This is a genomic window from Paenibacillus sp. FSL R5-0701 (assembly GCF_037973995.1).
In the GTDB taxonomy this organism is placed as follows: domain Bacteria; phylum Bacillota; class Bacilli; order Paenibacillales; family Paenibacillaceae; genus Paenibacillus.
Genome location: NZ_CP150230.1, coordinates 767,065 through 791,719, shown reverse-complemented (window position 1 = coordinate 791,719; position 24,655 = coordinate 767,065). Strand labels below are relative to the sequence as shown.

The window sequence follows — 24,655 nt, the reverse complement described above, 5'->3', positions numbered from 1 at the left end:
TTAAGTGACTCTTATTACGTGTGAAATGAAAAAATCCGCTACCCGCGAAAACATCACATTTTCTCCGGACACCGGACTCCAAGAAATACGTATCCCTCATTTGGGCATGCCAAAAGGGGGCTTGCTGTCCGCATCTGGTTGCATGCGACTCTCAGCCGTATCTCCTCGTAGTCCGGAAATTTACGGTTCCCGGGTAGATACTTCCGGGCCCTATTCCCGGCGTTATACGAGCAAATATCTATCAAACTATCATCGTTCATTTTTGTTATCTCTTATTACATATTTCGTTCCTACTCGACCTTATTCTTACCTGATCGACACATCTAACATTCTAACAATCCCCTACAGCTAATGTCAACTTAAAGACGAACATTTAACATATTGACAAATATAATGTTCGGGAATTGCTTCTTTAGATTCGCTTAGTCATCCATTTCATCCCATAAAAGAAAGCCGGCTCCTCTTCAATCTCTCGAAGACAACCGGCTTCCTGCTTTTCAGTGCGTACACACTTCATCCATTATTATTTTACGACCAGTACTGGAACCTGCGCATGCTGCACCACATTGTGACTGACACTACCCAGAACAAATTCCCGAATACCACCCAGTCCGCGGCTACCAATAATAATGATATCAGAATCATTTTCTTTGGCAAAATCAAGCAATACTTCCGCAGCCGCTCCTTGAATCAGATCCACATTGGCCGTTACACCCGCAGCCTGAATTCGTTCTTTCGCTTCATCTGTCGTCTGTACTGCCAGATTGTAATAGTCATTATTAAGGGAAGGTGGCAGTGGAGCCAACCCCTCACCGATGAATACACGCGGGAAATCAAAAGCATGAATGACATCCAGCACTGCATTCGGGGACACTTTCGCTAGCTCAATCGCACGATCAAGTGCTTTATTTGAAGCTTTGGAACCATCATAAGCCACTAATATTTTGGAAAATAACATGTGAATCCCGTCCCTTCCTTTATATGTAGAGCACGCGAAGCAAGCTTCGGTCTGACATGTAATAAACTAACAGTTAAATAACAGAACCATGTAACTCCTTAAACGTTCCAGAGCCACAATGAACCATTTATAAGAATGAATTTACATATGAGACCACAGTATGAACGGTTACGCATGTGTTCATTGAATAAAGTAACCGTAGATTACCGCATTCAAGAATAACAACAATGGAATACCAATGGTGAAGCTGGGATGTTTAGTCTTATGCCTTTTCCGATACATTGCGATCCAGACTCCCAAAGCACCGCCTATAAAGGCTAATAAGAATAACGTCCGTTCGGGTGTACGGTCACGACGCTGTTGTGCACGCCTCTTATCATCCGACATCACCAGATAACCAACTACATTAATAAATAAAAACCACAATATAAGTCCGGTTTGCATATAATTCTAGCGATCCCCCTGTCCCGGGACATCTCCCTGTCTCCATTATAGTCCTCATTCGAGACATGTTCAACGCACCGGGTAGGGAACCGGAAATTGGTGTATAAACGCTAACTCACTCTGACCTAGGACTCCTGCTTGGGAATACCGTTCAGACTTGGTACTCTTTTGGCTGCTTTGGCTGGACGAACAGCGATGTTTTCTTCCCGAATGCTATCTTTGTTCTGCTGGTTATGGATCTTTTCGGGTTTGTTATGCGGCATGTGGGTATCACCTCCTTGGCTTACGTTGCCTGAAAACAGAGGATCTTATACCGCATCACATGTATGATTAGGGATACGCGCAGCAATCCCTCTCCATAACGTCAGTTATTCACAACTAGCATTACATGCGTGATACGCTAACTCAGAGCTTGCTCTACTCTCCCTTTTTCTCCATAGCCGCCTTCAGCAGATCTCCAAGGTTTGACCCAATGGACTCCTGCTTCGCATACTGTTTCACCAGCTTTTGCTGATCGCGTTTGTTCACATGCTGTTTGTCCTTATCCAGCGTTTCTGTAATGCCGCAAGGCAGACATTGTACATATAACCCCGCCTTGCCTTCTTTAATTTCCATCTTTTTGTGGCACTGCGCACAACGACGATTGGACAATCTTTTCTCTGCCGAACGACGAAATCCACAGTCCTCGGTAGGACATACAAGAAACTTACCGCGCTTGCCTTTCTTCTCCAACAACCGTGCGTTACAGTCCGGACAATGGCTATTGGACACATTATGCGGCTTGTACTCTGCTTTGCTGCCTTTTACCGTAGACACCAGCTCTTTTGCCATGGATCGGATACTATCCAGAAACGGCCCCGGTTTCCCTTGCCCACGAGCGATGCGTTCCAGTTCAGCTTCCCAGCGAGCAGTCAGATCCGGTGTACGAAGCTGCGGAGCAGCCAGTTCAATCAACTGTTTTCCTTTGCCAGTCGGGTGCATGCTGTTGCCTTGACGATCTATTGTATCGGAACTGACCAGCTTCTCGATAATATCCGCACGTGTAGCCGGAGTTCCGAGTCCATGCTTTTCCATCTGGGAAAGCAAAGCGGCTTCGGTATACCGTTTGGGCGGCATCGTCCGTCCACTTTTGATATGGCAACGCTGAACCGTCACGGACTGTCCTTGCTGCACATCTGGCAAAAGCGCACGCTCATGGTCTGCTGCATCATCAGCACGGTCATCGTCATCATCGCTGTAATCACCGCCGTATACTTCACGCCATCCACTTTCTTTCACTGTTGTACCTTTAACATGGAAGGAGTCATTCCCCACCTGAACCGTGATCGCAACCGAATCGTACTTCGCTGCCGAGTAGAACAGGCTGATAAAACGACGTACGATCAGATCGTACAGTTTGCGTTCCTCTGGATTCAATTGATTCAGGAGCACCGTCTGCTCCGTGGGGATAATCGCATGGTGATCCGTAACTTTGCTGTCATCCACAATACGTTTGGTGATATTCAGATTTTTGCGCAGTAATGGACGTGCCAAAGACGCATAAGGTCCAATGGCTACACTGTCCAGACGTTCTTTCAATGTAGCTGTCATGTCCGAAGTCAGGTATCGACTGTCTGTACGCGGATATGTCACAAGCTTGTGTTGCTCGTACAGACGTTGCAGGACATTTGATGTTTGCTTCGCCGAGAAACCATATTTCCGGTTGGCATCCCGTTGCAGTTCCGTCAGATCATATGCCAGTGGATGTGGCTCTACTTTCTCGCTTTTCTTCACTTGGGCAATCGTGCCCTTGCGCCCGTCCACCCGTTTCTTCAATTCTTGCGTTTCCTGAGGGTCGAAAATTCGTGAATCTCCCCCAGCTGCCCGCCACACAGCCTGAAAACCTCCCAAATCCGCCGTTAACGTCTCATACTCCTGCGAGCGGAAACCATTAATTTCATTTTCCCTGTCCATAATCATGCCCAAGGTCGGAGTTTGTACACGTCCAGCAGACAACTGGGCATTGAAACGAACGGTTAATGCACGGGTCACGTTAAGTCCGATCATCCAGTCAGCCTCCGCCCGGCAACGTGCAGATTCATAGAGGCGGTCGAACTGACTGCCTGGCTTCAGCGAAGCAAATCCGTCTTTGATCGCCTTATCTGTCTGGGATGAGATCCACAGGCGTTTAAAAGGTTTTTTCCACCCCGCCATCTGCATGATCCAACGAGCCAGCAATTCTCCCTCACGTGCTGCATCGGTCGCAATGACCAGTTCGCCTACATCCTGACGTTTCATCAACTGCTGCACGGCTTTATATTGATGGTTGGTCTCTTTAAGTACTTTCAATTTCGTACGATCTGGCAGAATGGGCAGGTCCTCCAGATTCCATGTTGCATACTTTTTGTCGTAATCCTCGGGTTCAGCTAATCCAACCAGATGTCCAAGCGCCCAGGTAACGATATATTTCGGGCCTTCCATATAACTTTTATGTTTATCACGCGCACCCATAACTCTGGCTATTTCGCGTGCTACAGATGGTTTTTCTGCGAGTACCAATGTCTTCACTTCATATCTCTTCCTCTCTGGTAGAACGTTATGTCTCTTTTATTCCTATCTTTTCATTATATCATTTCACACTAAAGGTATGCTCTGTCATCTCTACTTCCTAATCTGCTCGCATCCTGTAACCTCATGTTTAATCAACATATCAAACATATGTTATATTTCTTTACATTATAATATGTAATAGTTTTTCTGAGTACGTGTAAACAGAAGTATGAATAAGTATTAACACTGTAATGTATTGATGTATACGTTATTTTGGATAAATATAAACCTTGTAAGATTATCTGACATAACTATACAATGTGTCAAAGCATAGAAACAGAATCGCTGCTACACACATCAATGAGACACAGAAGGGAGCGTGGATGCATGACTTATCATGGATCTGTATTGAAAAAAAGTGGGGCTTTGTTACTGGCGGGAGCTGTTGTTGCCACAACTTGGGGAGGAACGGTTCCTTCGGCATCAGCCGCAACGGCAACGCCTACGAGTAAAACAACAGTAGCTGCGGTATCCAAAGGAAAAGCGCCTGTTACTCCGGCCGCATTTGTTCAGGCCATGGAAGAAGCGGCTACACTTGCAGGTGTTCCTTTTACCATGGACAAACTCTCCGGCACAACCGTACAACGTAAAGATGCTGCGATCGCCTTGCAACAATGGCTCGAACTTGATTCGACTTCCGAATCATTCAAGGATGTCCCGGATGAAGCCACTTTCGCAGGTGCTGTTGGTGCATTGAATACCGCAGGGCTAATGAAAGGTTATACCGATTCCCTCTTCCTTCCAAACGCTGTACTTACCGAGAATGACCTCTCCATACTGAAAGACCGCATTTATAACTACATAAAACCGTTTGTGCTGGAGGAAGCAACCATTATGGATCTCCAGGCCGCAATGACGCAAGGAAAACTGACATCAAAAGAGCTAGTTCAGAAATATCTGGACCGCATTGAGAAATACGATGATCAAGGTGTAAGCATCAACGCCGTATTAACCCTGAACCCGGATGCACTCCAAATTGCGGAGCAATTGGACGAAGAACGTGCAGCTCAAGGTTCTCGTGGACCTCTGCATGGCGTTCCGGTTTTGGTGAAAGACAATTTCGATACCAATGACATGCCAACAACCGCAGGCTGTATCTGTCTGAAAGATTCCGTCCCTGTTCACGATGCTGAACAAGTGAAGAAACTCAAAGCAGCTGGCGCCATTATTTTGGGCAAAACAAACCTGCATGAATTCGCATTTGGCATCACGACATCCAGCTCATTGGGTGGACAAACATTGAACCCTTACGCCCTGGACCACTATCCAGGTGGATCAAGCGGTGGAACAGGTGCAGCCATTGCATCTAACTTTGCCGCAGCCGGTATGGGTACAGACACTGGCGGTTCGATCCGAATCCCTTCCAGCTTCAACAGCCTTGTGGGTATCCGTCCAACCATTGGACTGTCCAGCCGTGAAGGTATTATCCCATTGGCTTTGACACAGGATGTCGGTGGACCTATGGCTCGTACAGTAAGTGATGCTGCAATCATGCTGGATGCTACAGCCGGCTATGATAAAAAGGATGTCGCTACAGCTTATGCGGTTGGAAAAATCCCTTCCAGCTACACTGATTTCTTGGATGTAAACGGGTTGAAAGGTGCACGCATCGGTGTGGCCACAGAACTCATCCCAAGTACCAAAGCTGAAGAAAAAGCCGTTGCTGACGTGATCAACACGGCTGTGGAAGAATTGAAGTCACTGGGTGCTACCGCAGTCCCCATTTCTATCCCGAACTTGACTGAGATCAATAAATACCCAAGTCTCAGCGGATATGAATTCAAGTTCCAACTGAATGACTATCTGGACTCATTGGGCGCAGATGCTCCATATCACAGTCTGTCCGAGATCATCGCTTCCGGAGAGTTCGACAAGTCTCAGGAGCAATCCATGAAAACTCGGGATGCACGCCAAACGTTGGAGACTACAGAGTACAAGGACATCGTCCTGAAACGTACCCAAGTTACACGTGAGTCCCTGCTGAAAGTTATGGCAGATAATAATCTGGATGCCATCATCTATCCTACGTCCACACAAGCCGCTGGTGTTATTGGCGAAGGACAAAACTCTGGGGGTAACAACCGATTGAGTCCTTTCTCCGGCTTCCCGGCGATCACGGTCCCTGCTGGTTTCACAACAGAAGGTCTGCCAGTAGGCATGGAGTTCCTGGGTCGTGCCTTTGATGAGGGTACCTTGATCAAGCTTGCTTACAGCTACGAACAAGGAACTCATCACCGCCAAGCCCCTAAGCTTACGCCGTAAAATATTTATGGGATTAAGCAATTCCGGTTAACTCGTTTCAAAAAACAGATGCAATCATATCACTTTTTTGAAACGAGTTAACCCACTAAAGAGACCACCCTCTTCATGACTACATGAAGTTTGGGTGGTCTCTTTTATTTTCTCTATTTATTTTTTTGTTGCATACAGTCGTATGTTACTCATTCCTGAACCTTGTCCGGCACGCCCCATTTCAGCACCAGACCTGCGTACGTCAGACCACCGCCAAAGCCAAAGAGAGCTACGCTCTGTCCTTCTTTCAATTTCCCTTCATCCACTGCAAGCTGTAAAGCAAGCGGAATGGAAGCAGCAGATGTGTTCCCACGATACTCGACACTGGTTAAAGTACGTTCCAAAGGAACCGGACCACGTTCACAAACAGCTTCAATCATTCTCATGTTGGCACTATGCGGGACAAACCAGTCAATCTGGTCAGGGCTTAATTCAGCTTTCGTTATAAGTTTACCCAATTGCTCTGGAATCGTCCGTACAGCCCACTTATAGATCTCTCGCCCATTCTGAACTAAACAACCTTCTCCCTGTAAAGGCACACCATTCATCTCCGAAGAAAGACCGCTCTTATAGAGATGTAGACCGCCTTCTCCATGTGTACCTGATATGGCTGCCATAAAGTCACCTTCAGCACCCGATGATCTCTCCACCAAGAAGGCCCCCGCTCCATCACCAAACAGTACACAAGTCGTGCGGTCTGTGTAATCCGTAATTTTGGATAATGTCTCTGCTCCAATAACCAGTACTTTGTGGTACATTCCACTGGTCACCAGACTGTCGGCTAGCTGTAGCCCGTAAGTAAAACCTGCGCATGCAGCATTTAAATCCAGTACGCCCGTGTGTGGGATTTTAAGGTTAGCCTGTACCCGGGATGCCGTACTTGGAAAAGCATATTCAGGTGTACTTGTAGCCACAAGGATCATATCCACATCTTCCACACTTACATCATAACGACGTATCATATCTTCTACAGCCTTCGTAGCCAGGTCAGATACAAATTGATCTTCAGCTGCAATTCGCCGTTCTCTCATCCCAGTACGCTGCACAATCCATTCGTCACTTGTCTCGACTAATTTCTCCAGATCAGCATTCGTTAATATTCGATCCGGTACATACGTCCCCATTGCCGTGATGGTTGCCTTTGATTGATGATTCATACCGGTAGTCACCTCACTTGTTTTTTTCTATTATAGCACTAAGTCTTAGTACTTGGTACTAATTTTTTTATAATCTTTACTCAATTTATACTCGGAATCCGCATTACTTTTATCCGAGTGAAGAGAAGTTACTGAACCATTACCCTATTTACGAGCTTTCTATAGACACTTTGTCCTTATAAAAGGGTTACATCAATCGAATTAAAAATTACAGGTTAAGGTCAACCTCAATAAAGGGGACGGGGAATTGACATTTCTGCTAGCTACGTTTGAAGAAACGGATACAAAATCACATAAAAAAACAGGTTGTCGCAATATCGACAACCTGTTCCATAATTATAATAACGGGGTTATGAACTTCACTTCCGGGAACCGACTATTCGGTCCGTTCATTAAGATTCCGTCCTTTTCTTTCAGATACATGTCAAAGAAATCCAACATATAGGAATTAATAATGAAATTCGCTCTATCGGGCGCAATCTTCCCTGTAATGCCCAGAATTTTGAAAATTGGAGAAATGAACTGCACGTCTGCAAAATTTAAATGCTCCGCATTATCGATATATAGAACTTGTCCCCCTTCGGCAACTGTTTTACGCATCCGATCAAGCTCCAACTGTTTGTCTTTCTTTTCTTGATCCACCCACTCTCTTGTATTACCCATACGCTTAAGTTCAGCGTCCGTGTAGACTCGGTGATCGATCAACATTTTTAATTTTTCGTATCCACTTTCCGAGTTCATGAACAAAATCCGCTTCCGCAGGCCCTCTTTGTCATGCAGACCATAAAGTCCTCCATCAAGGTCTATCCCAGCTTTTATTCGTGGATCGTAAGAAGCATCATAGGCCGTCGCTCCTCCAATGGAATGACCGAACACTCCGATATGAACCAGATCCACCCTCCCTTTTAGCTGACTTGGAATTTTCCCCGATTGAATCAGTTCGAATTGGTCCAGCGCAAACACCACATCGGCGGTTAACACTTTTCCCAACTCGTCACGTTTTTCTCTTTCTGTTCTGTAATCATGTTCGGGTGAAAACAAATCGCTGGTTGTATTGGTCGTGATTTGACCGTCCGGAAACTCGGTTGCAAATGTATTATAGGTGTGGTCGATCACTGCCACGATATATCCGTGACTCGCCAAATTTTCGGCTTGTGACGTGTGAAGAAACCTGGAGGAACCAAAGCCGGGATTTGCAAGAACCAATGGGTATGAGTCCTGAGCTGAAGAGACTTCAGTCGCCAAGTAAGCATGACTGGATACATACTTCAGGTGTTGAAAAGTAAACCCAGGAAGGCCATAACTCTCCGCCATATAAGATAAAATTCGGGGATTAGGTATAAATGGAGTATACTTCCCAGTACCAGCTTCAGCCGGATACCATACCTGAACCATTAATTCTCTCTTGCCTGTCTCTGATTTCCCGAATGTCTCCTCCCGGTTTGGATCGATGAAATGAAAGACTTGTGTGCCTACTTTTAACTTGCCAGTTGGTGCTGGAGGGTCAAAAACCGGAAACACATAGTGGAAACAGACTGTTGCGATCAGCCCAATTGCAATGAAAATGGGACCAAGCACTCTAAGAATTCGGGAGACTGGCCACACGCCTTTGTGCGTTCGAACCACTTTTATAAGAGAAAACATGAACATCAGGGTCGTAAATCCGTATAAAAATAAAAGCTGAATTCTGTATCTTTCGACAAGAAGATGTATCACTAAAAAAATGGAGCCTGCTCCGCTTGTCAGGAGCACAGCAATTCTTCGTATACGTTCATTGGGAATGAACAAAAATGCCAATAAACAAACACTTGAGAAGAATAATAAAATTTCAATAAATCTCACGCCAACTCCCCCTGAAAATCAACCTCATCGATGGATAGGGTTAGTATACAGGAGCCACTAGATTGATTGTATTGATCTAACTTACAATTGCCTTACAACCGTGTAAGTTAAGTGAGAGGGCAATAATAAGAAAAAGCCCAACAAATGTGAGCTGTTCCTCTTTCATAGATCAGATTAGATAAAATAAAAAAGACACACTCGATATCCTCAAGTGTGTCTTCTATTGCTTGGCGGCGTCCTACTCTCCCAGGACCCTGCGGTCCAAGTACCATCGGCGCTAGAGGGCTTAACGGTCGTGTTCGGGATGGGTACGTGTGGAACCCCTCCGCCATCGCCACCAAACGCGTAGCTTACATTTCAGAGTGTTGTTCTCTGAAAACTAGATTCGAAACGAAACATGCGAATTATCACTTGCTATTGGATAAGCCCTCGACCGATTAGTACTGGTCAGCTCCATGCATTGCTGCACTTCCACCCCCAGCCTATCTACCTCGTCGTCTTCAAGGGGTCTTACATACTGGGAAATCTCATCTTGAGGGGGGCTTCACGCTTAGATGCTTTCAGCGTTTATCCCGTCCGTACATAGCTACCCAGCGGTGCTCCTGGCGGAACAACTGGTACACCAGCGGTACGTCCATCCCGGTCCTCTCGTACTAAGGACAGCTCCTCTCAAATTTCCTACGCCCACGACAGATAGGGACCGAACTGTCTCACGACGTTCTGAACCCAGCTCGCGTACCGCTTTAATGGGCGAACAGCCCAACCCTTGGGACCTACTTCAGCCCCAGGATGCGATGAGCCGACATCGAGGTGCCAAACCTCCCCGTCGATGTGGACTCTTGGGGGAGATAAGCCTGTTATCCCCAGGGTAGCTTTTATCCGTTGAGCGATGGCCCTTCCATGCGGTACCACCGGATCACTAAGCCCGACTTTCGTCCCTGCTCGACTTGTAGGTCTCGCAGTCAAGCTCCCTTATGCCTTTGCACTCTTCGAATGATTTCCAACCATTCTGAGGGAACCTTTGGGCGCCTCCGTTACTCTTTAGGAGGCGACCGCCCCAGTCAAACTGCCCACCTGACACTGTCCCCGCACCGGATTACGGTACCAGGTTAGAACCTAGATACGATCAGGGTGGTATCCCAACGTTGCCTCCACACAAGCTGGCGCTCATGCTTCAAAGGCTCCCACCTATCCTGTACAGATCGTACCCAAATTCAATATCAAGCTGCAGTAAAGCTCCATGGGGTCTTTCCGTCTTGTCGCGGGTAACCTGCATCTTCACAGGTATTAAAATTTCACCGGATCTCTCGTTGAGACAGCGCCCAAGTCGTTACGCCATTCGTGCGGGTCAGAATTTACCTGACAAGGAATTTCGCTACCTTAGGACCGTTATAGTTACGGCCGCCGTTTACTGGGGCTTCGGTTCACAGCTTCGGGATTACTCCCTAACCACTCCCCTTAACCTTCCAGCACCGGGCAGGCGTCAGCCCGTATACTTCGCCTTACGGCTTCGCACAGACCTGTGTTTTTGCTAAACAGTCGCTTGGGCCTTTTCACTGCGGCCCCCTCGTGCTATTCACACTACCGGGGCACCCCTTCTCCCGAAGTTACGGGGTCATTTTGCCGAGTTCCTTAACGAGAGTTCTTCCGCGCGCCTTAGAATACTCTTCTCGCCTACCTGTGTCGGTTTGCGGTACGGGCACCATCACCTGGCTAGAGGCTTTTCTTGGCAGTGTGAGATCATGACCTTCGCTACTATAATTTTCGCTCCCCATCACAGCTCAGCCTTACAATGTGCGGATTTGCCTACACATCAGCCTCACTGCTTAGACGGACATCCATCAGTCCGCGTCACTACCCTACTGCGTCCCCCCATTGCTCATAACGGCTTACGGTGGTACAGGAATTTCGACCTGTTGTCCTTCGACTACGCCTTTCGGCCTCGCCTTAGGTCCCGACTTACCCTGAGCGGACGAGCCTTCCTCAGGAACCCTTAGGCTTTCGGCGGATCAGATTCTCACTGATCTTTTCGTTACTCATACCGGCATTCTCACTTGTATAATGTCCAGCGCTCCTTACGGTACACCTTCAACCCTTATACAACGCTCCCCTACCCCTGATGCAAAGCATCAAGCCATAGCTTCGGTGGTGTGTTTAGCCCCGTTACATTTTCGGCGCAGAGTCACTCGACCAGTGAGCTATTACGCACTCTTTCAATGATGGCTGCTTCTAAGCCAACATCCTGGTTGTCTGTGCAACTCCACATCCTTTCCCACTTAACACACACTTGGGGACCTTAGCTGATGGTCTGGGCTGTTTCCCTTTTGACAATGGATCTTAGCACTCACTGTCTGACTCCCGGAAGTAAGTCTATGGCATTCGGAGTTTGACTGAGCTTGGTAACCCTTGCGGGCCCCGCACCCAATCAGTGCTCTACCTCCACGACTCTGTTTTCCGAGGCTAGCCCTAAAGCTATTTCGGGGAGAACCAGCTATCTCCGAGTTCGATTGGAATTTCTCCGCTACCCCCACCTCATCCCCGCATTTTTCAACATGCGTGGGTTCGGGCCTCCAGTGCGTGTTACCGCACCTTCACCCTGGACAGGGGTAGATCACCCGGTTTCGGGTCTACGTCCACGTACTAAGTCGCCCTATTCAGACTCGCTTTCGCTGCGGCTCCGGCTCTTCACCTTAACCTTGCACGGGAACGTAACTCGCCGGTTCATTCTACAAAAGGCACGCCATCACCCCTAAAACGGGCTCTGACTTTTTGTAAGCACACGGTTTCAGGTTCTATTTCACTCCCCTTCCGGGGTGCTTTTCACCTTTCCCTCACGGTACTGCTTCACTATCGGTCGCTAGGAAGTATTTAGCCTTGGCAGATGGTCCTGCCGGATTCATACGGGGTTTCACGTGCCCCGCACTACTCGGGATCCGTCTCGGAGGGAACAGACTTTCAACTACAGGGCTTTTACCTTCTTTGGCGGGCCTTTCCAGACCTCTTCGCTTAACCGGTTCCTTTGTAACTCCATGTGAGACGTCCCACAACCCCAAAGAGCAAGCTCTCTGGTTTGGGCTTCTCCGCGTTCGCTCGCCGCTACTGACGGAATCACTATTGTTTTCTCTTCCTCAGGGTACTTAGATGTTTCAGTTCCCCTGGTATGCCTCACACTAACCTATGTATTCAGTTAGGTGTAACTGGAAATTACCCCAGCTGGGTTTCCCCATTCGGACACCCCCGGATCAAAGCTTGCTTACAGCTCCCCGAGGCAGTTTCGTTGTTCGCCACGTCCTTCATCGGCTCCTAGCGCCTAGGCATCCTCCGTGTGCTCTTAGTAGCTTAACCATTTTGTTCCGGTTTCGGCCGCTCGCTTCCCTTGTTTTGCTTGCGCAAAGCCAAAAGTCGCTCTCACCCGATACCATCACAAAAGCAATTTAACTACCTTTATACACTTGACTTGTTTAACACAAGTTCAGCTAAAAAGGAATGTTCTAATTCGCGTTTGTTTCGTTTCGATATCTAGTTTTCAAAGAACAAGCTCCATGCAAAAGCAAGCTGTTTGAGAGTTTGAGCTCTCAAAACTGAGCAACGAGTGAGTAGTTTGTGCAGATCTAGTCTGCGATTTGAATGTTTCCGTTGCAGGAAACGATTCTCCATAGAAAGGAGGTGATCCAGCCGCACCTTCCGATACGGCTACCTTGTTACGACTTCACCCCAATCATCTATCCCACCTTCGGCGGCTGGCTCCTTGCGGTTACCCCACCGACTTCGGGTGTTATAAACTCTCGTGGTGTGACGGGCGGTGTGTACAAGACCCGGGAACGTATTCACCGCGGCATGCTGATCCGCGATTACTAGCAATTCCGACTTCATGCAGGCGAGTTGCAGCCTGCAATCCGAACTGAGACCGGCTTTGTTGGGATTGGCTCCATCTCGCGATTTCGCAGCCCGTTGTACCGGCCATTGTAGTACGTGTGTAGCCCAGGTCATAAGGGGCATGATGATTTGACGTCATCCCCACCTTCCTCCGGTTTGTCACCGGCAGTCTATCTAGAGTGCCCACCCGAAGTGCTGGCAACTAAATATAAGGGTTGCGCTCGTTGCGGGACTTAACCCAACATCTCACGACACGAGCTGACGACAACCATGCACCACCTGTCTTGAATGTTCCGAAGAAAAGGTACATCTCTGCACCGGTCATTCAGATGTCAAGACCTGGTAAGGTTCTTCGCGTTGCTTCGAATTAAACCACATACTCCACTGCTTGTGCGGGTCCCCGTCAATTCCTTTGAGTTTCAGTCTTGCGACCGTACTCCCCAGGCGGAGTGCTTAATGTGTTAACTTCGGCACCAAGGGTATCGAAACCCCTAACACCTAGCACTCATCGTTTACGGCGTGGACTACCAGGGTATCTAATCCTGTTTGCTCCCCACGCTTTCGCGCCTCAGCGTCAGTTACAGCCCAGAGAGTCGCCTTCGCCACTGGTGTTCCTCCACATATCTACGCATTTCACCGCTACACGTGGAATTCCACTCTCCTCTTCTGCACTCAAGTCACCCAGTTTCCAGTGCGATCCGGGGTTGAGCCCCGGGATTAAACACCAGACTTAAATGACCGCCTGCGCGCGCTTTACGCCCAATAATTCCGGACAACGCTTGCCCCCTACGTATTACCGCGGCTGCTGGCACGTAGTTAGCCGGGGCTTTCTTCTCAGGTACCGTCACCTTGAGAGCAGTTACTCTCCCAAGCGTTCTTCCCTGGCAACAGAGCTTTACGATCCGAAAACCTTCATCACTCACGCGGCATTGCTCCGTCAGGCTTTCGCCCATTGCGGAAGATTCCCTACTGCTGCCTCCCGTAGGAGTCTGGGCCGTGTCTCAGTCCCAGTGTGGCCGATCACCCTCTCAGGTCGGCTACGCATCGTCGCCTTGGTGAGCCGTTACCCCACCAACTAGCTAATGCGCCGCAGGCCCATCCCCAAGTGACAGATTGCTCCGTCTTTCCAGTTTCCTTCAGGCGAAGAAAACAACTATTCGGTATTAGCTACCGTTTCCGGTAGTTGTCCCAAACTTGAGGGCAGGTTGCCTACGTGTTACTCACCCGTCCGCCGCTAAGTATCAAGGAAGCAAGCTTCCTATCAACTCCGCTCGACTTGCATGTATTAGGCATGCCGCCAGCGTTCGTCCTGAGCCAGGATCAAACTCTCCAATAAAGTATTGAAAAGAGCGATAAGCTCATTTTGAATCTGACGAGATTAAAAATCTCATTTGTGCTCCAGTCGATTCAAGCCAAGGCTTGTCTTCAACTTTTGCGTTCATTCTGCAAGCAGAATGTTTACTCACTCGTTGTTCAGTTTTCAAAGATCAAACTTGTTTCGTTACCGAATGTCGTTCTCTTCAGCAACTCTTATATAATATCATGTCCGAACCAACTTTGCAAGCTATTTTTTTAAGTTTCTTTCGAAGCTTATTTCAATCGCTTGCCGCACCGTGTATCTCGTGTTTTTTTGGCCAGAAATATAATATACCATGTACAGTTATGGAACGCAAGTCTTTTTTCGATAAACATTTAATTCTTATAAAATGAGCACCCTATAGACCTTTTAACAAGTATCTCCTTATAACCAGCTAATTGATACATCTCCGCACTAACTTTAATGATCGAAGTAATTAACTTACATACGCAAAAGGTTTCCCGCATGATCCTTAATCCAACTTATATAGAAACTCATGTTGTATACAGTACAGACTCAACACGCTATAGAACTTATAAACCGATGATTTCATCGGTTAAACAACCAACAGATCTTAGAACATTATACTCATTCCTTCTATTATAGAAGGTAAACATTTTTGAGATTCATTTTACTCAAGAAGGAAAACAAAAAAAAGCGAAAGCTCCGGGTTTGAATCCCGTAGCTTCCGCTTCCTTTCATTTTATAAGATAAAAACTTATCTCCGTACTCTTCATAAAACTAAATTAAGTTTACTCCCCGCCAATAAATACGTATCGGCAGACTACGATGAGCGCCAAGATCCACATGAGCCAGTGAATTTTCACTTTGCGTTCTGTAACCAAGTTGCTGAATACCGCCAGAATCACATAAGATACGATACCTGCCGAGATTCCGTTCGCGATTCCACCTGTGAAAGGCATCAATACAATCGTAAGGAACGCAGGGAAAGCTTGCAGGAAATCATCCCACTCAATGCTGCGCACTTGACTCATCATAAGCACACCCACGATGATCAATGCCGGAGCCGTCGCTGCGGATGGAACAACAAGCGCAAGCGGTGCGATAAACAGGGCCAAAATGAACAACAAACCTGTCGTTACCGAAGTAAGTCCTGTACGTCCACCCGCCTCAACGCCTGAAGCACTTTCAACGTATGCTGTAATGGTACTTGTACCCAGTGCAGCACCTGCGCTGACACCAACTGCATCGACGAGCATTGCTTTACCGATTGTTTTCTCGCCTTTTTTCTTATCCTTCATAATCCCCATACGTGTTGCAGTACCTACCATCGTACCAAACGTGTCGAACAATTCAACGAAGGTAAAGATGAAGATGATCTCGAACAATCCGAGACTAATGGCACCTTTCAAATCCAGCTGTCCAACCGCCAAATCACTGAAGTTAGGTAACCAGCTTGCGCCCGAAAGACCGCTCAGATTCGTAACGCCCATCGGAATACCAATCAGCGTTGTTGCTACGATCCCGATCAGCAGAGCGCCTTTGACACGCATAACCATCAGTATAGCAATAAGGAGCAAACCAATCAGAGCCAGCAATGCATCGTGATGTGTTATAAAGTTACCCAATGACAGGTTAAAACTACTACCTGGAATCGGCTGACTCAGATCTGCGTCTGGTGCAACATTAACTGTTACAGCCACGAGATTAGCAAGTTTGAAACCAATAATGGTAATAAAGAGACCGATACCCACCGTTATGGCCATTTTGATCGACTCCGGAACTGCTACAAGCAGCATTTGCCGAATCTTTGTCACGGTCAAAATAATGAACACGATACCGGAAAGGAATACCGCTCCGAGAGCAGCCTGCCAAGTAATCGCTCCATTCGAACTTAGAACGACAGTCATGAAGTACGCATTCAATCCCATACCTGGTGCAAGTGCGATCGGAATATTCACGAACAATCCCATAATAATAGTCATTAATCCAGCGCCGACGGCTGTCGCAAAGAATACTGCATTATCCGACATCCCCGCACCGGCTTGTCCCAAGAACAACGTATTTACAAAAAGAATGTAAGCCATTGTCATAAACGTAGTGAGACCCGCAACAATCTCCGTTCTAACGTTTGTTCCGTTTTCTTTTAATTTAAAGAAACGATCCATAATTACTAACTCCCCCTTAGAGATGTTGAAGCCATATTGAAAAACGACAAATGACCCTGATGAAGATTCTTCACCCAGGGTTCAGCTGACAAGGAGTGGCATGACGCCTTTACTAAGAACAAAAAAAATTCTAATGTGCGTGATGTCCCCGCAATCATGTAGAATTCATGTGCTTAGCCTTCTCCTCTTCGTAGCCAGATCATTAGGGTGATCTCGTAGAGACTCCCGGGCCAATCCCCAGGATTATACGAATAAGTATGCGCTATTTGTTTGTTTCCCATCACTATTTTAGGAGGGCAGTATGTTTTTGTCAATGAGAAAAACGAATATTAATATCACGCTTAAAGAATATCGTTCGTATTATTTAACAGATTGAACCAGTTCAGCGGTTTACAACCCAATTGAATACGCTTTTTTCGGTGTAATCTCAATGGGATATGTCCATTCTTTCAGACTGAAAGTTCCGCAGGATAACATAAAAAGCTAGCCTGATCAGAGGGCGAGAAGCACTCTAATCAGGCTAGCTTATGTTTCTGATGTGTTTTAGCAATCAGGTGAATGATGATCTAGGAATAACGATGTCTCGTATTCCGAAGGCATATACTCATTAGGTATATGGAGCAAATTGCGACATGTTCCGGAGCATTTTTTTACCGGATCAGTCCTATGTTAATTATATCTCTGTCTGCGGAGCATCATCCTGTATCTCTTGTTGTTCCTGATTCGTGTTTGTTGTTAAGTCAGAGGATAACTCCTGGTTTCTGGTCTGATCGGAAGAAGCATCCGCTGCCTCTAAATTCACAAATGGAAAGTCCCCCGAACCGGAAGCCAGATCTTGCATACCTGAACCGCATCCTGCCAGCATCACCATCAGAAACGCACTTCCAATGCCCATCTTCCATTTGCTCATATAGTCGGTTTTACGCATACATTCAATCTCCTTTCAGTAGCCATATAGCTCTTAGTATATACCTATTGTACAGGCCCGACCTGAAAGGATCATGAAGTGAACTTTAAAATGGGATGAAATTCGAGAGTTTATTACTAGTGAGAACAGTCCCCTGATAAAAGTTTAATCATAATATATGCAATAAAAAACTCCCTTCTATCTACGATAGGCCGCAGATAAAAGAGAGCTTTTTAAAAAATATTGTTTGGTGTATACCCTACTCCCACTCGATTGTTGCAGGTGGTTTGGATGTTACGTCATACACAATACGGTTTACGTTATCAACTTCGTTAACGATCCGTACGGAGATTTTCTCCAGCACATCCCAAGGGATACGTGCCCAGTCAGCTGTCATACCGTCGATGGATGTTACAGCACGGATACCTACAGTGTAGGAGTACGTACGCGCATCACCCATAACCAGCTTCAATATTTGGTCATTACATGTCTATTATTGTGTTATTTTATAGATCAATTGTAGCGGGTGAACACGGTAAAATCAACTGCTAATCTGCCCATTTTCACTCAGAATTTCATTTTTGTCCATCCACTAGAAACCACCCCATCAAGTATCAGACAGTTCAACACTTATTCATATTCACGTTCCATATTAGCTCTTGCTTCAGCAAGCCATTCAGCTTCCATCTCTCTTTGAATTTCTTTCCATTCAGCCTTCTGTTGCTTCAAGTCATCTAATGCCCCATCCATGCCATCAAAAAAGTTACTCAGTTCTTCCATACGTTGTTTTAGATTCACAATATCAATTCGTTCTTCTTTATTGAATACTGGATTCAAATGTTTAGTGATAGGATACCTAAAGTTGAAAGAACCCTCGTCCATATCGTGATATTCTTTAACATAGGATTTAACTGTGCTAACCAGTTCTTTATGATGGACAGTATTACTTGTGCTCAATAAGATTGGCTCAACCTTATTCCATATTTTAATTAAATTATGGCTTACTTTATTAATTGTCTCCAACCTCTTTTTCGGTTCGTCATCCGAATAGTCCAAATAAAGTGATTTCAACGATAATTCTAAGAACTGCCTATAATTAAATATTATTGGAAAGACGTATGTATCCAGTTTAGCTATATCTTTTGAAGTGACCGCCAATTCCACAGCGGCATCACTAACCGATTTATAACCTTTAATATAGCCATAGAACTGAGATTTCAAGCCCCATCCAAAATGAGAGAAGTGATAATACTCGCTTGTTCCTTTGAATAGCCTCTCCCCTTGTTTAGGAAGTTTAAACAATAAGCGTTCTCCAGAAGTATCTTCAATATCAATATCCTCAAAATTCGACATAACGTTTCCCCCTTTTTATGTGTAATCATAAAGAACTAACATATCCCAATAGATTAGAAATAAAAGTAGAAAATAAATTGGTGATAAATGACTGATGAGCAGTGATGTTTGAAAAAGACCTTAGACAGCTCATGGCGGTAAAGGAAATTACGGCGATGCTATACTTGTCAGTCTCAGGTTACGGTTAGATGGTTACGAATCAAAGTCAAGAAGTATTCTATTTCGAGAATATAACGAATCAATGGTGAAATCTACTATTGCGATCGTCAATATCAATAGTTTAGGTGAATTTTAGTGAGAGCTTACTGCTGAAGTTGAGCAACTCAACAACATCAGATCCCCTCCTCCCTCTAGAGATTTCTTCTCATGTAAATAAAAATACTGTTCGAAACTTTGAAACAATCGTCCGTTATTACAGACATTCATGCGTGATGTATATGATACGAATTCAACTTTGTTGTTTGCAAAACATTGGTTATCTTTGTACCTCCACATGACTGTAGCTTAAAGATTCAATAATTCGTTTTTCTACACGGTTACAACTAAGTATTTCAGGATCGAATAGCATAAGATTATATCCTGTGGTACTCACAGTACTTTCAAAGACAATTCCATCGTACCCTACCCCTGTTGTCTCATTGAGACTTTTGATAAAGTCTACAATAAATTGTGTAGGGAGGTAATCCAATTTGCTGTCACCACTTCTCACAGGCTTCGAAATATCTTTATTCATTAGAATAAAAGTTTCAAGATTAATTGCATATATAACAGGATCTTGAAATACAAATACATCTAATTTCTTTAAAATTCTAAAATCTACTACTTTTAAAGGTTTCCTTATAGGAAATTTACCTAAATATATTGTGTCACCCTTGCTAGGTCTGATTTCGGAAATTGCTGTTGAAGTATCACTTGCAAGGTATAAATGACTTATACCTTCTGAATTTGCTCGACCAGCAGTAGCAAATTCTTTTGGAGGAGCTCCCATTTTATCAAGTGTTAGCTCCGACCTATTAGAAATTCTCGCACGAAAGAAAACATCATCATCTAAAGTTGAAGTTAGTCTTCTCAAATACTCCTCTAACACATTGTAATTTATATGTTTTGAATGGAACCTGTTCTCATGTTTGATATATTGAACAAACTCATTCCACGACTTCCCTTTTAAAACTGCATAATCATTAAGATACTGTTCATTCTTCCATTCTAGTATCCCAACTTGATTACTTAAAAAGGGTAGTTTATCGGGATAATTTGCCTCCAATAAAACATGTAAAAACTCATGAATCTTAGTACTACTCAAATTATTAAATATACTCCAGTTCTTTTCGAAATCATCTTTAATACTAATCAGTTTATATTGTGAATAATCGTATGTAGTTAGCTCAGATGCAAGTTTAAATATGCTGATTATATCGTTAAATCTTTCATCAAGACCTGAGTCTTGTGGGATATTATATACGTGTACTTCTACACTATTGCAAAAATGGCAATTTCCTATATTCTTCAAACTTTTAATAATGCTTTTTATCTCTTCAGACAAGAAACAATTTTCGCAACAATTCATTAGTCCCCCTCCTCAAGAAGGTTCCCTATCAATTCTAAGTGGTGCATAATAGATAACTTTTTTAAAGTGGGTAAGCCCGGGTATGTTCCATTTTTATAATGTTCACTGAAAATACCCATCGCTATGGTATTCATTCTAGAATCCTCTAGATACTTAGAATACCATGCTATCAATTTCTCTAATGCTTCAGAAAATTTCCCCGCTGGATCACTAGTATCATCGTTAGAATCAGAGACAAAATGTCTTATTTCTAACGCATTCTCTTGGTTAGGGTATACAATATGAATTGCTACTGCATATGGAGCAAACCCACCCTCGTTATATTCCGCTCCAACAACTGAGTAATCTGAAAATCCTATATATCCTTCCTCATGGAAGTACAAATGTTCTTCAGAAAAAAACTCATTTTCCACTTCTAAATAATCCACATTTCGTGTAAGTTTGTTAAACTTATCATCTAACCCGACTATATTTACATTATTTAATTGTCTTTTAAAGGCATTATCAGTCGGGATCAAATTTAAAAATGGTTTGTTATCAGCAAACTTATCTTTGTATAAGTTAACAAGGTTCTTTTCTGAATGAATAATAACAATACTATTCAAACCTATATCCAAATTATGAATTAATGAACTTAGTTGACTATCAGAATTCTTATTAAAGTGATGGGCTACAACAACCCCTTCACTTCTTAGTATGTTTTCAAAATTGACTTTGCTAGTAGATAACTCTAATTCTCCTAATAGTGAGCCTACTTTAGGATTACTTATTACAATAATCTTATCTCCTTGTTCCACAAAAATATTAACAGTTGATACTAGAGTGGGACTTAATTTAATCGGTTCAATAATGGGTATTATTTTATTACTCAACCTTCCTTTACTTTTTAATTCTCTAAGTGCAAGTAAATCATACTGTCTACCTCTAATAATCGGATAATACATACCTAGCCCCCCTCACGATCTAGTTTAATAAGTATTTCATTTATTTGTTGTATAGAAAAATTGCCTGAATAAATCAGCCACCTGAGTGAATCGGGCAATTTTTTTAACATTCCGTAATCAAGCATTTTATTTCTATTATTTAATTGTTGAAATGTCGATTTTTGAGCTGTACCAATATCTAACTTTTTGAATTGTGTAAGACATGCTCTAAAGTGATACACTGGCTTTGTTTCAGGCAGAAACTTAAACTGGTTTAGTAGTATAGTTTCATACTCTTTTTTACGTAGTAACTTGAAGATCGATTCATAATTTAATAATGAATCATCCATAATAGCCTTTTTTCTAACACTTAAATACTTCCTCTTATTTAACACAATAATTCCTACATTTGGACAGACTTCTTTTAAGAGCCTGTAAACTGGATAATAGTTTTTCTCTGATGTTACAACATACACTTCGCTAAATACAGTATAATAGTCATTAATCTGATAAATCAATCTATCCAAATTATCTAGATCAGTTTTTATTTCAAAAACAGTTCCATTAGAATGATTGATTAACACGAAATCGGCTTTGGAATTGTTAATAACCATCTCGCTAAAAGCCGCAGATGTATTTAGACTGTACTTACCTAAAACTAGCTTGTTAAATAAAACATTCTTAAAGAAAAATTCATTCCTATAACTTTCACTTAATACTTGATAATTTCTTTCTACGTCATTTAAATAAGTGTTAGAATCAAAATTAACCGATAAAACTGCATCAAAAAGAGCCTTCCTTGTGAAAAATTTATTTAAATAACTATAATCCATATTTATCACACTTTCTTTACCACTTATACTACTTATATTATTAACATATTCATCGCTTATATCCACCTGTTAATTTATAATAAAAATTTGTTTTTATCAAACAATTTCCTTTGATAATAACAAAACTGAGCATTCTCAGTTTAGCATTTCATAAGATGCTGGATACTAAATCGATGCACTGTTGTTCTGATGATGTACGTAGTACGAGGGTTACTCTTTTCATTAAAAATGAATATATTCGAGACTGCATAAGCACAAACAAAGATGAGTCCACCCCCTAGATCTAAGAGATGGACTCATCTTTGTTTGTTATTACTTTATTTACACACACATGTATCTGGAAATAAATATTTCAATCACTTAATCATCATCCTAGTCGGACATAGTCTCAGCACTTGACCCTTGATATTCTTCGCTCTGTGAGTGGAAAAATTTGATACTATTGAAATCCAAAATTTCTACCCCTTGCTTGTTAATTACGCACTACAAATTAATTCTTTTTTCCATTAACCTAATTTGATCTTTCCCCTGAAAAACTGCTTATGTAAAGAGAATTTAATCATTTCCTAGCAGGTAGCTATAATCTGTGGTACCATGTCTCTCCTTGTTTTCTCTCCAACTTTGCACATGCCTATCATCTATCTCACTATCAAGAATATATCTAATTTGTTCTGTGCTTACAGCATCTTGCACGAACATAGCCTGTTGTTCTTGTTGAATTTTCTGCATACCCAAACTATAAAGTTTATCCATTTTTGCTTTACCTGATGGGGATTTTGAAATCCCTTTAATTCTTGCTAACGCATGTTCTTCAAGAATCTCACACTTGGTAGTCAGATATACATACATATCATCTTTGTCTAGGTATTTATCAGTAAACCAATTGTGCGTTCTTGTTTCAAATGATTTCTGTTCTGAGGACATAGATTTCAATGCTTTGTTCATCTCTTTGTTAGAATTCCATTCGTCCTTATTTTTAGTTTGAACAGAATACCTATTCGTTTCCTGTCGTATTGAACCGTCTGGTTTAGTATAATATTCTCCTCTTTGCTTTGAAATAATTCCTTTTTCTCTGCATGTTTCAATTAAAGTAACAGCAGTTTGACTTGAAATCCCAAGTACACTTGCCCATTCACTGAATGGAATACTATATTTAATATTCTGTCGCCAAGCGGTGTATATTAAAACTTTAAATTCTCTGGCTGAATCGGTTTTAGTAAACATCGTATCTGTTGCAGATAAGTAACCTCTGTAATTAGATCCACCGCTATAAACTGGAGTAGTATAAATGTTATTATCAAGATGCGGCAGAGTGATTTCCAAGTATGTTGTATATTTCAAATCACTTATAGGATCAATGTTAATATAACCTTTAGATTGTAAACCAAGTATTGCGTTTACAATTCGCTTTTTGTTTCGAGAGTCGTTTGTTTTATCGAATTGAATTATAGAATGGAGTAATTCAACATTCACAATTGCAACTAGTGGATTCCTAGCACTGACTAATCTGCCAATATGAAAAAAAACAAGGAACTCATCGTCAGAAGCAAAGTAGTGAGTTTCATAGGCAAACATCTTCATGGGTATAGGGACATAGGGTTCTTTCATTAATAACATCGCACTCCTTATTGCGCACAGCACCACTCCTTCTCATGTTCTTATGTTAGTTTATGTTTTTATGTTATTTCTTTTTATGGTATCTACTTTAAAGAAATTGTACGTGAGCATACATATTATTTGAATTTCAATTGCATTTTGTATAAATCCCTACACTCTTTATCAAAGAAATGTACGAATCAATACAGTATTCCCAAAAATATGACCTCCTTTCTATCAGTTAGAATAATATTGTATCAGAATAGAAAATTCCCGAAAACTACTTCCACTTAAATTTGTTCATATATTTTGAAGATTACACAATTTTATTGAACAAAAAATTGTGAAACTTTTGCGCGTTATGCTCTAACAGCAATTTTGCTGTCATTTCTACCTCTGTACCCTATTCATACAAAAATAGGCACTCCAATTAGTGGAGTCTCAGAGTGCCTACTTAATATCAATCAATACTATAGCTTTAAAACTGGCTTAATCATCCTCATTGTCGTGCATAGCCTCAGCACTTGACCTTTGATATTCTTCGCTTTGTAAATGGAAAGGCTTTATCTTGCTATCGTAATACTTCATCGTTACCAATCTATCTATAAGTTCGTTTCTTGATAATAAATTTAAGAATCTATCCTGATCTACCAGTTTTCTTTCAATTTTCCACATCAATTTCTCTACGGCAATAATTCTCTCATTCATAGTTGAAGAAGTTGAATTCACATTTTGAGAGAGAATCTTAATCTCTTCAGTAAGTTGGTTAATCTTATTTTCAAGTTTATCATCTATATTCAATTTTCCACCTCATCATTCATTATTACTGTCA

Annotated in this window: 15 protein-coding genes, 3 rRNA genes, 1 pseudogene and 2 riboswitches; of the genes and pseudogenes, 1 reads left to right on the top strand and 18 read right to left on the bottom strand. The window is 43.0% G+C overall.

Features of this window, described 5'->3' with window-relative positions; genetic code table 11:
• Positions 1–148: 148 nt before the first annotated feature.
• Positions 149–250, bottom strand: a riboswitch (purine riboswitch).
• Between the two features lie 273 nt (positions 251–523).
• The 4 genes from MKZ13_RS03690 to MKZ13_RS03675 all read right to left on the bottom strand — a co-directional run bounded on the left by MKZ13_RS03690 (position 524) and on the right by MKZ13_RS03675 (position 3,949).
• Positions 524–958, bottom strand: a complete 435-nt coding sequence (locus MKZ13_RS03690) for a universal stress protein (RefSeq protein ID WP_076215141.1) — start codon at positions 956–958, stop codon at positions 524–526.
• Between the two features lie 180 nt (positions 959–1,138).
• Complete coding sequence (locus MKZ13_RS03685; RefSeq protein ID WP_017690702.1) at positions 1,139–1,402, bottom strand: DUF1294 domain-containing protein; 264 nt, start codon at positions 1,400–1,402, stop codon at positions 1,139–1,141.
• Positions 1,403–1,527: 125 nt separating this feature from the next.
• Positions 1,528–1,665 (bottom strand): hypothetical protein, encoded by a 138-nt coding sequence (locus tag MKZ13_RS03680; protein WP_186327993.1) that lies wholly within the window; start codon positions 1,663–1,665, stop codon positions 1,528–1,530.
• 154 nt (positions 1,666–1,819) lie between these two features.
• Entirely contained in the window at positions 1,820–3,949 is a 2,130-nt protein-coding gene (locus MKZ13_RS03675) for a DNA topoisomerase III (protein ID WP_339181848.1), read from the bottom strand.
• A gap of 369 nt (positions 3,950–4,318) precedes the next feature.
• On the opposite strand from MKZ13_RS03675, the gene MKZ13_RS03670 reads away from it, so the two are divergent.
• Positions 4,319–6,253 carry an amidase family protein gene (locus MKZ13_RS03670; RefSeq protein WP_339181845.1) on the top strand — a complete coding sequence of 645 codons (1,935 nt, stop codon included), beginning with the start codon at positions 4,319–4,321 and terminating at the stop codon, positions 6,251–6,253.
• Between the two features lie 179 nt (positions 6,254–6,432).
• On the opposite strand, the gene MKZ13_RS03665 is transcribed toward MKZ13_RS03670, so the two are convergent.
• The 14 genes and pseudogenes from MKZ13_RS03665 to MKZ13_RS03600 all read right to left on the bottom strand — a co-directional run bounded on the left by MKZ13_RS03665 (position 6,433) and on the right by MKZ13_RS03600 (position 24,624).
• Complete coding sequence (locus MKZ13_RS03665) at positions 6,433–7,440, bottom strand: ketoacyl-ACP synthase III (protein ID WP_339181844.1); 1,008 nt, start codon at positions 7,438–7,440, stop codon at positions 6,433–6,435.
• A gap of 336 nt (positions 7,441–7,776) precedes the next feature.
• Positions 7,777–9,282, bottom strand: coding sequence for a dienelactone hydrolase (locus tag MKZ13_RS03660; protein WP_339181842.1), 1,506 nt, complete (start codon positions 9,280–9,282; stop codon positions 7,777–7,779).
• Between the two features lie 225 nt (positions 9,283–9,507).
• Positions 9,508–9,624, bottom strand: a 5S ribosomal RNA gene (rrf, locus tag MKZ13_RS03655).
• 75 nt (positions 9,625–9,699) lie between these two features.
• Positions 9,700–12,627 (bottom strand): 23S ribosomal RNA (locus tag MKZ13_RS03650).
• A 314-nt stretch (positions 12,628–12,941) separates the two neighbouring features.
• A 16S ribosomal RNA gene (locus tag MKZ13_RS03645) occupies positions 12,942–14,494 on the bottom strand.
• Together the 16S, 23S and 5S rRNA genes form the textbook arrangement of a ribosomal RNA operon.
• A 773-nt stretch (positions 14,495–15,267) precedes the next feature.
• Positions 15,268–16,644: an NCS2 family permease gene (locus MKZ13_RS03640; protein ID WP_339181840.1), complete on the bottom strand. Its 1,377-nt coding sequence runs from the start codon at positions 16,642–16,644 to the stop codon at positions 15,268–15,270.
• A 171-nt stretch (positions 16,645–16,815) separates the two neighbouring features.
• A riboswitch (purine riboswitch) is annotated at positions 16,816–16,915 on the bottom strand.
• A gap of 402 nt (positions 16,916–17,317) precedes the next feature.
• Entirely contained in the window at positions 17,318–17,554 is a 237-nt protein-coding gene (locus tag MKZ13_RS03635; protein ID WP_339181837.1) for a hypothetical protein, read from the bottom strand.
• A 256-nt stretch (positions 17,555–17,810) separates the two neighbouring features.
• Positions 17,811–18,014: pseudogene (locus MKZ13_RS03630) on the bottom strand (GMP synthase (glutamine-hydrolyzing)); the annotation flags it as partial.
• A gap of 167 nt (positions 18,015–18,181) precedes the next feature.
• Positions 18,182–18,904, bottom strand: coding sequence for a hypothetical protein (locus MKZ13_RS03625; RefSeq protein WP_339181835.1), 723 nt, complete (start codon positions 18,902–18,904; stop codon positions 18,182–18,184).
• A 475-nt stretch (positions 18,905–19,379) separates the two neighbouring features.
• A complete protein-coding gene (locus MKZ13_RS03620) occupies positions 19,380–20,447 on the bottom strand; it encodes an RES family NAD+ phosphorylase (RefSeq protein ID WP_339181832.1) in 1,068 nt (355 codons plus the stop codon).
• Between the two features lie 23 nt (positions 20,448–20,470).
• Complete coding sequence (locus MKZ13_RS03615) at positions 20,471–21,415, bottom strand: sce7725 family protein (RefSeq protein ID WP_339181830.1); 945 nt, start codon at positions 21,413–21,415, stop codon at positions 20,471–20,473.
• Positions 21,416–21,417: 2 nt separating this feature from the next.
• On the bottom strand, positions 21,418–22,293 hold the full coding sequence (locus MKZ13_RS03610; protein ID WP_339181827.1) for a sce7726 family protein: 876 nt from the start codon (positions 22,291–22,293) through the stop codon (positions 21,418–21,420).
• 489 nt (positions 22,294–22,782) lie between these two features.
• A complete protein-coding gene (locus MKZ13_RS03605; RefSeq protein WP_339181825.1) occupies positions 22,783–23,835 on the bottom strand; it encodes a hypothetical protein in 1,053 nt (350 codons plus the stop codon).
• 477 nt (positions 23,836–24,312) lie between these two features.
• Complete coding sequence (locus MKZ13_RS03600) at positions 24,313–24,624, bottom strand: hypothetical protein (protein ID WP_339181822.1); 312 nt, start codon at positions 24,622–24,624, stop codon at positions 24,313–24,315.
• Between the last annotated feature and the right edge of the window lie 31 nt (positions 24,625–24,655).